Genomic DNA, 12,174 nt, shown 5'->3' with positions numbered 1-12,174 from the left:
ATTCAGTCTTGCCTGGGATGATCCTGATGCTCCATATGCTGCGTGCTCTTCCGGTGGTCTGCTGCATCTTGATTTCGCACCTCTGTGCCGAAGAGTTCACGCTGCGCGCGGGGACTTACGAACGGAAAAACTGTCCGGTCGAGGCCAGTCTGCCGGAATCCCTGGCGAACGCTGCGGCACTGCAGCTGCGCGATCTGGAGTCGGGACAGCTGATTCCGGTGCAGTTGGTTGAGAAGGGGAAAGCGGCATTCCTCCTGGGTGAACTCGCTGCGCAAGGGACCCGTCGATATGACCTTCGCGCAGCGCCAGCGGGAGCGGAATCGTTTCCCAACCGCGTGACCGTTCAGGAGCAGGGGGGCACATTGCGGATGGAGATCGATGGTCGACCCGCGCTGTCGTATCACATCGACGTTGTCCCTGCGCCGGCTGAAGCGGATCCCCGATATCGTCGCAGCGGACACATTCATCCGGTGTTCACGCCGCAGGGGAAGCTGGTGACAGATGAAATGCCTCCCGACCATTATCACCAGCACGCGCTGTTCAATGCGTGGGTCAACACGACCTACGACGGAGAACATGTCGATTTCTGGAACCAGGCCAAAGGGGAGGGGACCGTTGAACATCGCGAAGTGCTCGGCATGACGAGCGGACCGGTTCTCGGCTCGTTCCAATGCCGTCTCGCGGCGATTCAGTTTCTCAAAGAGGGCGCGCCTCGCGACATTCTCGATGAGGTCTGGTCGGTCACCGGCTGGGCCACCGGGGAGGGGCATCTGTTTGAAATCTCGTTTGTGCAGAAGAACATCACCCCCTTGCCACTCCGGATTGAAGAGTACCACTACGGAGGAATGGCGGCCCGCGGGAACTGGGTCTGGCGGCGACAGCCGGGCTTCGACTTTCTGACCAGCGAAGGAAAGAACCGGAGCACCGGCAATCACACACGTCCGAACTGGATTCTGATGCACGGACTGGTCGACGAGCAGCCGGCCGGGCTAGCTGTCTTCTCGCACCCCGGCAATTTTCGCAGTCCGCAGCCGGTGCGGATTCATGACAAGATGCCCTATTTCGTCTTCTCGCCTCCTGTGCTCGGCGCGTTTGATATCGCTCCGGGAGCAACCTATTCCGGCCGTTATCTGTATCTGGCCAACGACGGTCCCTTCGATGCCGACCGACTTGCATCGATCTGGAAGGACTACGCCGAACCGCCGCAGATCGAATGGACTCCGTAAAGTCGCAGCTGAGGGTGGGAGGACGATTCACGTCCACGTTCCCCGCCGAGAGCCGACAGCCGGGTTGTACAGTTTGATCACAGGACCCTGGGCGAAGTGGCCCTTCGACAGGGCGGGGTGGCAAGCTGGGGGAAGTGTCGCTGCGCGTCGACAGGCTCTTGCGGCAGTCTTTACCGGAGGGCCCGGGAACAGTCCCGATATGGCTGTTTCCGCTTGTCGCAGTTTTGCGGAGGGGCTTAGAGTCCCGGCTCACATCTCGATTTCCCCGTCAGAGCGGTTCGCCTGATCCTTTTCCCCCACGATTCTCACATCGTGCCCGGCTGACCCGCCCCATCCTGCCTGAATTCAACGATCCTCACGGAGGTCAGCGTGATTGCACCCTCACGTCTCGCGCTTTCGATGTTCGCAACCGTGTGCGCACTTCTGAACGTCGTCCCGCTTTGTGCACAGGATATGCGGGTCTATACCCGGGTGACCGATCTGTCCCGCGGGCCCGAGCAGAGCCGCATTCTCTCCAACAGTCTCACGCTGTTTCACGCCGGCAAAGTCTATGACTACATGGACGAAGTGGGTGAAGTGGTCATCTTCGAACCGATGCATCACCGGTTTATCGTCATCAGCCGGGATCTGACTGCGACTGAGGTCTCCTTCAGCGAGCTCAATCAGTTTCTGGAGACCGCGCAGATCGAGTCGCAGAAGTACATCGAGGAGCTCGCTGCGCGGCAGGATGCTGCTGCGACCAAGATTGCGGCGTCAATCCGGTTTCAGCTGCAGCCCGAATTCCACGAGGCGTTTGACGCCGCTCAGAACCGTCTCAGCCTGAACGGCGGTGCTCTGAATTATGGAGTCAAGACGGCGAATGTGAACCGGCCGGACTGTGTTGCCAACTATCTCCACTATGCCGACTGGGCGGCTCGGCTCAACTATGTGCTGCATCCGCATTCGACTTATCCGGCGGCCCGGATCAAGCTCAACACCGCCATGCGGGACCGCGCACTGCTGCCGGTGCAGGTTGATCTCAGCCTGCATCTGAACGAGCCGATTCGCCTGCGGGCTGATCATACCTTTGCGTGGGAATTCCAGTCTGCGGATCGCCGACACATCAATCACTGGGAGCAGAAGCTGCAGTCGAAGGAAGTCCGCTGGGTCAGCTTCCATGAGTATCAGCAGCGGCTGCTGGCCCACGTCCGCTAGAGCAGACGGCACTTTCCCGTCCCCTCGCAGCACGCGTTCCGTCTCGTGAGGTGCTAACAGTTCACGAGACGAGGAGGGGGCAATCAAAAGTCAGAAGATGCTGAAGGGACGAGTGGCTAAGTCTGCGGAGACGAGGCCGTTCCCGAAGCTGCATCTCTGGTGCCCGCGGAAGTTCTTCTGCTGTGCCCCCTGAATTTCTTTTGCGAACGATTTCTTTGAAAGTCCCGGAAGAACGCGGGGGGAGTGGGCGGCGTCTCCCCTTGCGTCAATGATTTCGGTGCGGCGGTCCGACCTGGCCCGACTTGCTCAGGGAAATTTCTGATTTCCCGCGTCTTTCTTCGGATTCCGGTTCTTTCCGGACAGCTTCAGGCTGCAAATAGTATCTCATGCCACGTTGGTGGAAACGCGGTTGGGACTCCCGTGCAGAGCCCTTTTGCGTCCACGATCAGTGCGCTGTCAGTCGCCTTCAAAAATGATGTCTTTGTGGCGTGAGTTCGGAGTGCTGCTGCGCCGGGATGTGGGATGAAAATGCCTATGTTGTCCGTTAAGCTCACGTTTGGTTCTGAGGAATCCCAGTCTTACGGAAGTGGTGCTGAGGCCGTTTCCGGAATGCGACCTTTCGAGAGGAACTTTTATGTCGTCCGGTTTATCGCGTCGTGATTTTGTCAAAAACACAGCGGCCGTCGGTGCTGCTGTCTGGGTGGGACACAAGTCAGGGTTTGCTCAAAACCCGTCCCCGCTGAACAAGGTCCGGTATGCCTGCATCGGTGTGACCGGCAAGGGGGCCAGCGACTCCGCCGATGCGGCCAAGCATGGCGAGATCGTGGCGATCTGCGATATCGACGACGATAAACTCCAGAAGTCAGCGACCCGGCCCGGTTTCGAAAACGCTGAGAAGTTCTTCGACTTCCGCGAGATGCTCGACAAGCTCGGCGACAAGATCGATGCGGTGACCGTTTCAACGCCCGACCACACGCATGCTCCCGCAGCGGCCATGGCCATGAAGATGGGGAAGGCGGTTTACTGCCAGAAGCCCCTCACACACACGGTCTGGGAATCACGTCGACTGCAGGAGATCGCCCAGCAGACCGGCGTGGCGACCCAGATGGGAAATCAGGGAACCTCCATGGACGGTCTGCGAAAGGCCGAATCCCTGATCAAGTCCGGCATTCTGGGGAAGATCAAGGAAGTGCATGTCTTCACCAATCGCCCCGTCTGGCCGCAGGGGGGCGATCGTCCCGAGGCCAAGAGCCCACCGGCCAGCCTGAAATGGGATCTGTGGCTTGGCCCGGCACCAGAGCGTCCGTACGGAGAAGGGTATCACCCGTTCAGCTGGCGCGGCTGGTGGGACTTCGGCACCGGAGCACTCGGGGATATGGCCTGCCATACCTTCAACATGCCGTTTGCCGGTCTGGGGCTGGCCAATCCGAAGACGATTCAGGCCCACTGCACCGGACACAATCACGACAGCTATCCGAATGCCTCGAAGATTGTGTTCGAGTTTGCCCAGCCGAAAGGTGACGGCCTCGTTCCCGTGCACTGGTATGATGGGGGTTTCCGTCCGGAAGAGTCGCTGCTCAATGGCTACGAACTTCGCGGTGCCAAGGGAGACGCCAAGCCGCGCGGGTCGATCATCATCGGTGAAGACCTGACCTTGTATTCCTACAACGACTACGGCGAATCGTGGGTGCTGCTCGACAAGGAAGGGAAGGAAGTCCCGATTCCCGAAGTCGAGTTTGTAAAGTCGCCCGGTCACTTCACGGAGTTCCATCAGGCAATCACGGGTGAGCTGAAGCAGGCGAAATCGAACTTCATCGACTACGCTGGCCCGCTGACCGAAACGATCCTGCTGGGGAACCTGGCGGTCTACGCCGCTGCCAAGGGTGACGGCAAGAAGATCGAATGGGATGCCGAGAAGATGGTGGCCACCAATGCACCGGAAGTGCAGAAGCTGGTCAAAAAGGAATACCGTGGGAACTACGGTCAATATCTCGATGCCTGATCCCAGGTCTTGTGAATGAACGTCCATCGCCCCGAGCTTCGGCCCGGGGCGTTTTTGTTGCGCGGCAGAATTCCGGCGACTGATACCCAATCGCCCCCCGCCGATCTATCATGACCGTCGGCAGATTTGATTTCAGCAACCCGGCGGACCCACAGCATGTCAGTGGAACCATTGATTGCGGTCTTTGTGGATTTCGAGAACCTTGCTCTGGGTGTCCGGCATATGAAAGCGGGCAAATTCCAGATCGAGCTCGTATTGAAGCGACTGCTGGAGAAAGGGCGGATTGTCTTCAAGCGGGCCTACTGCGACTGGAGTCACTATCAGGACGAGCTGCGCCAGTTCCATGGACAGGGAATCGAGCTGATCGACATTCCGCAGACCCGGATGAGCGGCAAGAACAGCGCCGACATTCATATGGTTGTCGATGCGCTGGACCTCTGTTATTCCAAGCAGCACATCGACGTCTTCGCCCTGATCTCCGGCGACAGCGACTTCTCTCCGCTGGTTTCCAAGCTCAAGGAAAATAACAAGAGGGTGCTGGGCTGCGGAGCCAAAAGTTCGACCTCAGACCTGCTGATCGCCAATTGCGACGAGTTCATTTATTACGACGATCTCATTCGTTCTGCTTCGAAACCCCAGCCGGTCAAAGTCAAACTGGAGAGCGGCAAGAAGCAGCAGGCCGCCGACAGAGTGCTGGAGGTCCTGGCCTCACTCGAACAGGACTACGATTACGTCTGGAGTTCCATGCTCAAACAGGCGATTCGTCGGGTCTACCCCGGATTCAATGAGGGATACTACGGCTATCACAGCTTTGTGGACCTGCTGAAGGACCTGCAGGCGGGACAGCTGATTGAACTGGAGCACGAGGAAGGGAGCCGCGGGAACTTTAAAGTTCGGAGACGGCTAGAGACTTGAGGGGCCCGCGAGGCAGCGCTGTCCCCCGGGGCCATCCTCCGCTGGCTCAACCCTCCGTATCGCGACCCGTCTGCGGCAGTTCGGGAAGCAGGTGTCCCATCTTCTTGCGCTTGGTATCCATGTACCGGCTGCGGTGCTCGTGCGGGGGGGCGACAATCGGAACCTGCTCGACCACTTTCAGATCGACCCATTCCTCGAAGGCTTCGGTCTTCTTCGGGTTGTTGGTGAGAATCCGGATCTTCTCCAGTCCGAGATCCTTCAGAATTTGCAGGCCGACCATGTAATCCCGCAGGTCCGCCTTAAACCCGAGCCGGTGATTCGCCTCCACGGTATCCAGTCCCTGATCCTGCAGCTGATAAGCCTTCAGCTTCGCGGTCAGACCGATCCCCCTTCCTTCCTGCGGCAGATAGACCACCACGCCGCAGCCTTCGTTGACGATCATCTGCATCGCCAGATGCAACTGGTCGCCACAGTCACAGCGGAGGGAGCCCAGAATATCACCGGTGAAGCAGCTGGAGTGCATGCGGACCAGCGGAGCGGAAACGGATTTGAGATCTCCCCAGACAATGGCCAGGGGTTCTTGCGAGTCGTGATCGACCCGGTAAGAAAGAAACGTCGGGCTCCCATAGTCTGCGGTGGGAATCACCACTTCAGCTTCGCGGTGAATCAGGTTCTCACGGATGCGGCGGTGCTGGATGATCTGGGCGATGGTGATCATCGGCAGGTCATGCTTGCGACTGAATTCTGTGAGTTCTTGGAGATCCGCCATGCCGTCACCGCGCTGGCTGCAGATTTCGATCAGGCAGCCGACCGGCGTCAACCCCGCCAGTTTCATAAGGTCGACCGCTGCTTCGGTATGACCAGCCCGGCGCAGGACCCCACCCTCTTTAGCGAGCAGGGGGGAGATATGTCCTGGTTTGACGAAGTCGCGGGGCTTCGACTGCGGACTGGCGAGAGCACGCAATGTATTCGCTCGGGCGGTGGTGCTGACGCCGGTGCCGCTGTCGCGGTGGTCGACCTGAATCAGAAAGGGGGTCTGATGGGGTGAGGTATTCGAATCGCGATCGACGACGGGGGAGAGTTGCAGGCGTTCGGCCACATCCTGCTGGAGAGGAGCGCAGAGCACTCCGGCCGCTTCACGGAGCATGAAGTTGACAATCTCCGGCGTGGCGAACTCGGCAGCGCAGATCAGGTCCCCTTCGTTTTCCCGCTCCTGTGCGTCGAGGACGATAATCATTCCGCCGGCGCGCAGGCGGTTCAGGGCCTCATCCAGAGAGCTGAGTTTGACAGGCTGCTGTTCGGTCATCATCGCATTCCGGTTCATTCGCATCACCACGGGGAGGGGTTTCCCTCCGCGGAGCGCGACACATCCGGCCGCGCTCATTTCATTATAGGGGGTGAACTCCAGAAAGATGACCTCGCCGCCGGCAGGTTCGCAGGATCACGGGTTTCAGAACGGAGGGCTCCGGTTTTTCTCGAGGAATTCGACGGGCACATCAATTTTTACTGTGATCCGCGGGGAGCAATTGCCAATGAAACGGTCAGTCCACGATGAATTTGGTCATTCGACCCATCAACCGCGAGTCGGCGCTTGTAAGTGTGGCAGACTTCAAGGAGATCCTGCTAGAATCTCCGGATTCCCATCAGCCACGCAGAACAGTCACTCTGCCCAGCCATATCCGAGAAGAGAGCCATCATGAAATCCCGACGTGAACTGTTTCCTCACGTCCTCGAGATGAATCATCAGGCCCGGCGCCGACTTGGCTGCTGCGTGTATCTGGTATTTGACGGGGACGAATGGGCCCTGATCGATATTGGATACGAAGACACGCTCAATGACATCGTGTCGATTATCCGGATGCTCGATTTTCCGTTGTCGCAGTGCAAATACCTGATTGCCACCCATGCCGACGTGGATCACATTCAGGGGCTCAAGCGGGCCAAAGAACTGATGCCGCAGGCGCAGGTGATCGGTCATCCCAACGCCGCCACCTTGATGGCAGAAGGGGAACGGATCATGACCTATGCGGAGATTTCCGCTCAGGGCATATCCATTCCGCTCCCGGCGATCAAATTCGATCAGACGATTCAGGAGGGGGACCGCCTGAAGATCGGGAACCTCGAACTGGAAGTCTGGCATACTCCGGGACACGCACCGGCCCAGTTGTCGTTCCGCATGGGGAATCTGCTGTTCTCCGGCGACAATATTTATCGTGATGGCTGTGTCGGGAATATCGACGCTCATCATGGGTCCGACATTCCCGCCTTCATCCGCTCGCTCAAGCGGATTCAGGAGAGTGATGTGGAATGGCTGCTCCCCAGCCACGGTCCCTGCTTCAAAAAAGATAATGCGATGTTGCAGGTCACGCTCGATCGGCTGGATCGCTATCAGCATCGGGCCGATTTCGGCACCTGTGCGGTCGATTGGCCGCTGCTGGATGAATGGGACGAAGAGCTCGCCAAGGCTTGAGCGAGGTTTTTTGCGAGATGCTCTGGCGCGACCCGCTTCCCGGGTGGCGTCGCCACCGCTGAGCCGGGGAGGAAATTGGTTCCTCCCCGCTCTACGCAAGGCGTTCTGTCGCGGTGAGGCCAATCTGGAGGCCAAATCGGCAGGCTGTACCGATCGGCGGCGATGGCTGGCAATGGCCTCTGGGCGGGGGGAAGTCGCCTTGAATCGCGAGAGGCGTGGCGGCGACGTTCTTCACACGGCGACGTTCTCCGGGAACGCGTCCCCCCCCTCAGAAAGCAAAAAACCTCCGCACTGTGCCGGCGGACTGGCTTGTCCAGACCCGCAGTTTAAGGTGGGTACCGCCTGACCGGGTTGTGTGAATCGCAGCCTTCCGAAGAATCTCCGGAACGCGCGAAGAAACACGCGGCCAATCAGGACGATTCCCTGCGGGATGGAAGTCGGGTCTACAAATACAGTCCGGTATCGAACACCGCAGAGGTGGTTGAATCGTGGATCCAACATCCAGATCGTATCGCTCACCCTGAGCACGAACAAGCCCCTGTCTGCTCGCTTTTTTCACTCGGTGGAAACGATCAGTTTTCGACGTTTTTTCGTTGCATTCAACGACTGCTTGCGGTTCCGCAGGGACTGGTGCTGCCTTCAGGCGGGCAGGACACTATGATAGTCCCCTGTGTGATTGTCACTCCGGCAGGTCCCGCGGATGCTGCCGCTCCCATCCCTGAATTCTGATGAGCCCGGACGGCGTCGCAGCCCGGTGCATGACACAAAATGGATGCGTTCGTGGAACAAAGGACGTTACCTCGCAACCCGACTCGCCCGGTGCGAATCGGCTCCGTCACCATTGGCAACGGGCAGCCGATTGCCGTGCAGAGCATGACGGCGACTCATACGCAGAACATCGATGCCACCGTCGAGCAGATCAACCAGCTCGTGGCAGCCGGGGCCGATGTCGTGCGTGTGGCGGTCGACAGTAAAAAAGATGCTGAGGCACTGGCCGAGATCGCCAGGCAGGTGACCGCCAACCTGTCGGTCGACCTGCAGGAGAATTATCGCCTCGCGGAAGCGGTCGCGCCGCATGTCGCCAAGCTGCGGTACAACCCGGGGCATCTGTATCACCACGAACGTGAGAAGCCGTGGCAGGAGAAAGTCCGCTATCTGGCAGGCATTGCCCGAGACAACGATTGTGCATTGCGTGTCGGCGTCAACTGCGGTTCGGTCGATCCGGCGAAAAAGCAGAAGTACGACCCGGCCGATTCCATTTCGCCGATGCTCGAAAGCGCGTTCGATCACTGCGATTTTCTCGATTCGCTCGACTTCACCCGCTACTGCGTCTCGCTGAAGGATTCTGATCCGCGGCACGTCATTGAAGTCAATCGCCGATTTGCCGAAACCCGGCCCGATGTCCCGCTGCATCTGGGGGTGACCGAAGCGGGGATGCCCCCCGATGGCATCATTAAAACCCGTGTCGCGTTCGAACAGCTGATCAGCAAGGGGATCGGCGACACGATCCGGGTATCGCTCACGGTGCCCAATTCCCGCAAGTCAGAGGAGATCGATGCCGGTCGAAAGATTCTGGCCGATATCGCCGCCGGACGTGTCCGTTCGGTGGTGGATTTCGGAACCAATACGCTGAACATCATCAGCTGTCCGAGTTGCTCGCGCGTGGAGAACGAGGCGTTTATCGAACTCGCTCAGCAGGTGAAGGAGATGACCGCCTATGCCAAACAGTACGCGATCACGATCGCGGTCATGGGCTGCCGTGTGAACGGACCTGGTGAGACGGACGATGCGGACCTGGGGCTGTGGTGTGGTCCGACGCACGTCAATCTGAAGCGGGGAACCGAAGCGCTGGGAGCATTCACCTACGAAGAAATCCTGCCGAAACTGCGGTCGGAACTCGATGCGGTCATCCAGCGGAAATCGGGTCAGACAGTGAGTGCACCCTGACATCTGGACGGGGGCCCATCCCTGCCGGGCACCGGATCTGTACGAACTCAGTTTCCTTGAACACGACCGGCGCATGTCCGGCGGTCGGTTTCACCTTAAGCCGTCTACACGAACGCCATGCTCCACCGCACTCTGATTTCCAATGCCCGCTGCGTTCTGCCGGAAGGGGTCCGGCAGGTCGATCTGCTGCTCGAAGGGGAACGGATTCTCGCGATCGATCCACCCGCGACCGCCCGGCGGGATGAGACGATCGACGCCCGCGGGCTGCATGTCCTGCCGGGGGTGATCGATGATCAGGTCCACTTCCGGGAGCCGGGGCTGGAGCACAAAGAGGATCTGCAGACCGGAAGCTGGGCCTGCGCCCGGGGCGGTGTGACCACATTTCTGGAGATGCCGAACACGAACCCGGCCACGGTCACACTTGCTGCGCTGCATGACAAGCTCGACCGGGCCGCATCAAAATCCGTTGTGAATTACGGCTTCTATATCGGGGCGACGGCAGACAATCTGGACGTGCTCCAGCAGGCGCAACGAACCCCGGGAATCAAGATCTTCATCGGCTCCAGCACCGGCAATCTGCTCGTGGATGAACAATCTGCCCTGGAACGGATCTTTGCCGAAACCACATTGCCGATCTGTGCGCATTGCGAAGATGAATCCACGGTCCGGACCAACAAGGCGCGCTTCAGCGGGAGCACCGACGTTGCCGACCACTCCCGCATTCGTGACCACGTCGCCGCCCAGATCGCCACGCGGCGGGCGGTCGATCTGGCAATTCGCCATCGGCACCGTTTTCATGTTCTGCACGTGTCGACCGCGGAAGAAGTGGCTTTTCTGCGAGGCCGGCCCCACTGGGTCACCGCGGAGGCCTGTCCCCATCACCTGTTCTTTCAGGTCGAAGATTACGCCCGGCTGGGCACGCTGGTGCAGATGAATCCTTCGATCAAAACCGCTGCCGACAATGCCGCGCTGTGGGAGGGATTGCGTGACGGCACAATTGAAGTCATTGCCACGGATCACGCTCCGCATACTCTGTCCGAAAAACAACAGGCGTATCCGCAGTCTCCTTCCGGCTTGCCCGCCGTTGAGAACTCGCTGCTGTTGATGCTGGATGCCGCGCACCGGGGCCTCTGCACTCTGGAGCAGGTTGTCGAGTGGATGTGTGCAGCCCCCGCTAGGGTCTGGAGCATCGCCCGGAAGGGGGCCATCCGTGAGGGTTTCGACGCGGATCTGGTTCTCGTCGACCTTCAGAAAACGCATACCGTTCGGAATGCCGAGCAGCTGACGAAATCGGGCTGGTCTCCGTGGGACGGGGTGACGCTGCAAGGGAGCATCGAGCGGACCGTGGTGATGGGTAGTACGGCGTGTGTGGACGGAAAAATCGTTGCAACCACTCGTGGCCAGGAGGCCACATACGACAGGAATCAATAGGAACTGATTTCTTGTCGTTTCCCAGGCTTCCTAGATTGTCCGGCTTCTGGGTGACTCGCGATGTTAATGGTTGTTGTATCCATTGTCTGCGACAGAGGTTGTGTCGCTAGTAGGCCTCGTGCGGCGGACCTTGCTGTCGTCTGCCAGAAGCGTTGCGACAACTTCTGAAAATCAGCGTACGCGACACGATTTTTTTGGCTTCCCAAGGCTCGCCGCCGCGATCTGAGATCATACCGGGCCGCAGTTTGCGACGGTGTGACCTCCAAAGGAACGCGGAAATGACGGAACCCCGTGACGACTGGGGACCACTGGAAGCCTTGATTGGAACGTGGGCGGGCGAGTCCACGCACCGTTCGGATCAGGGTGTTACCAAGGCGCTGGAGATTCGTTCCTTCGAGCGTCGGCCCGCGATCTACAATCATCTCGAAAATCAGTGGGCCTACCCGATTTCCTACACGCTGCGGGTCGTCGATTCGATCTCCCTGGAAACCCAGCTGTACGAAGAGAGTGGCTACTGGCTCTGGGCACCGCTGACGAATCAGATTTTCCAGCTGTCGGTCATTCCGTTTGGAACCTGTCTTTCCTGTCGCAGTGAACTCACTCAGATTCGCGGAAAATACGCCGCGACCCTGATCGCCAGCGGCGAGACAATCGATGGCGGGATTCTGAATATCGGCAGTACCAATCGCCCGCTCAGCATGACTCGTCAGGAGACCCGAATTGTCTTCGACGAAAATGAGCTCAAGTTCGAGCGGATGACAACCATGCTGGTTCCCGGCCGGGGACTGGTGGAGTTCCACGATGTGGGCGAGTTGCAGCGGGGCCGTCGCAGTGCGGCCAACCGCAAGCACGTGCTTCACACCGCACACTAGCAGGCTGCTTTTTTCAGTGCCCCCGGCGAGCGTCCCGGGCAGGGAACGTCACCTGCGGCGTTGGGCAGGGGCGGCTTTCGACCTCCTCACGTGACGATGACGATTTCGGGGCTGATC

General features: G+C 59.2%; 9 protein-coding genes and 1 other RNA gene. 8 read left to right on the top strand and 2 right to left on the bottom strand.

Annotation, left to right across the window (positions count from 1 at the left end; all coding sequences use genetic code 11):
• Nucleotides 1-26 precede the first annotated feature (26 nt).
• The 4 genes from SH664x_RS19370 (at nucleotide 27) to SH664x_RS19355 (ending at nucleotide 5,337) form a co-directional block, all read left to right on the top strand.
• Nucleotides 27-1,226 carry a PmoA family protein gene (locus SH664x_RS19370; protein WP_437203672.1) on the top strand — a complete coding sequence of 400 codons (1,200 nt, stop codon included), beginning with the start codon at nucleotides 27-29 and terminating at the stop codon, nucleotides 1,224-1,226.
• A 369-nt stretch (nucleotides 1,227-1,595) separates the two neighbouring features.
• Complete coding sequence (locus tag SH664x_RS19365; RefSeq protein ID WP_437203670.1) at nucleotides 1,596-2,420, top strand: hypothetical protein; 825 nt, start codon at nucleotides 1,596-1,598, stop codon at nucleotides 2,418-2,420.
• A 634-nt stretch (nucleotides 2,421-3,054) separates the two neighbouring features.
• The gene (locus tag SH664x_RS19360) at nucleotides 3,055-4,422 is read left to right on the top strand and encodes a Gfo/Idh/MocA family protein (RefSeq protein ID WP_437203668.1); all 1,368 of its coding nucleotides are present in this window, start codon (nucleotides 3,055-3,057) and stop codon (nucleotides 4,420-4,422) included.
• A gap of 156 nt (nucleotides 4,423-4,578) precedes the next feature.
• Nucleotides 4,579-5,337, top strand: coding sequence for an NYN domain-containing protein (locus tag SH664x_RS19355; protein WP_437203666.1), 759 nt, complete (start codon nucleotides 4,579-4,581; stop codon nucleotides 5,335-5,337).
• Between the two features lie 46 nt (nucleotides 5,338-5,383).
• Here SH664x_RS19355 and ribA read toward each other — a convergent pair whose 3' ends face one another.
• A complete protein-coding gene (ribA, locus tag SH664x_RS19350) occupies nucleotides 5,384-6,643 on the bottom strand; it encodes a GTP cyclohydrolase II (RefSeq protein ID WP_437207275.1) in 1,260 nt (419 codons plus the stop codon).
• A 390-nt stretch (nucleotides 6,644-7,033) separates the two neighbouring features.
• Between ribA and SH664x_RS19345 the strand changes: the two genes are divergently transcribed.
• Nucleotides 7,034-7,807 (top strand): MBL fold metallo-hydrolase, encoded by a 774-nt coding sequence (locus tag SH664x_RS19345; protein WP_437203664.1) that lies wholly within the window; start codon nucleotides 7,034-7,036, stop codon nucleotides 7,805-7,807.
• A 279-nt stretch (nucleotides 7,808-8,086) separates the two neighbouring features.
• On the opposite strand, the gene ssrS is transcribed toward SH664x_RS19345, so the two are convergent.
• A non-coding RNA gene (gene ssrS / locus SH664x_RS19340) (6S RNA) lies at nucleotides 8,087-8,288 on the bottom strand.
• 299 nt (nucleotides 8,289-8,587) lie between these two features.
• Between ssrS and ispG the strand changes: the two genes are divergently transcribed.
• From ispG to SH664x_RS19325, 3 genes are all read left to right on the top strand, one after another.
• Nucleotides 8,588-9,754: a (E)-4-hydroxy-3-methylbut-2-enyl-diphosphate synthase gene (gene ispG, locus SH664x_RS19335; protein ID WP_437203662.1), complete on the top strand. Its 1,167-nt coding sequence runs from the start codon at nucleotides 8,588-8,590 to the stop codon at nucleotides 9,752-9,754.
• 117 nt (nucleotides 9,755-9,871) lie between these two features.
• Entirely contained in the window at nucleotides 9,872-11,185 is a 1,314-nt protein-coding gene (locus tag SH664x_RS19330) for a dihydroorotase (RefSeq protein WP_437203660.1), read from the top strand.
• A 278-nt stretch (nucleotides 11,186-11,463) separates the two neighbouring features.
• Complete coding sequence (locus SH664x_RS19325; protein ID WP_437203658.1) at nucleotides 11,464-12,057, top strand: heme-binding beta-barrel domain-containing protein; 594 nt, start codon at nucleotides 11,464-11,466, stop codon at nucleotides 12,055-12,057.
• Nucleotides 12,058-12,174: the final 117 nt, after the last annotated feature.

The organism is Planctomicrobium aquicomposti, from assembly GCF_051466325.1.
Classification (GTDB): domain Bacteria; phylum Planctomycetota; class Planctomycetia; order Planctomycetales; family Planctomycetaceae; genus Planctomicrobium.
Note: the sequence above shows the minus strand (reverse complement) of the source record. Positions and strands in the feature narration are given on the sequence as shown.

Coding starts and splice junctions, on each gene's coding strand:
- SH664x_RS19325 (WP_437203658.1), top strand. CDS start 11,464: ATGACGGAACCCCGTGACGACTGGGGACCACTGGAAGCCTTGATTGGA.
- SH664x_RS19345 (WP_437203664.1), top strand. CDS start 7,034: ATGAAATCCCGACGTGAACTGTTTCCTCACGTCCTCGAGATGAATCAT.
- ribA (WP_437207275.1), bottom strand. CDS start 6,643: ATGACCGAACAGCAGCCTGTCAAACTCAGCTCTCTGGATGAGGCCCTG.
- SH664x_RS19360 (WP_437203668.1), top strand. CDS start 3,055: ATGTCGTCCGGTTTATCGCGTCGTGATTTTGTCAAAAACACAGCGGCC.
- SH664x_RS19370 (WP_437203672.1), top strand. CDS start 27: ATGCTCCATATGCTGCGTGCTCTTCCGGTGGTCTGCTGCATCTTGATT.
- SH664x_RS19355 (WP_437203666.1), top strand. CDS start 4,579: ATGTCAGTGGAACCATTGATTGCGGTCTTTGTGGATTTCGAGAACCTT.
- SH664x_RS19330 (WP_437203660.1), top strand. CDS start 9,872: ATGCTCCACCGCACTCTGATTTCCAATGCCCGCTGCGTTCTGCCGGAA.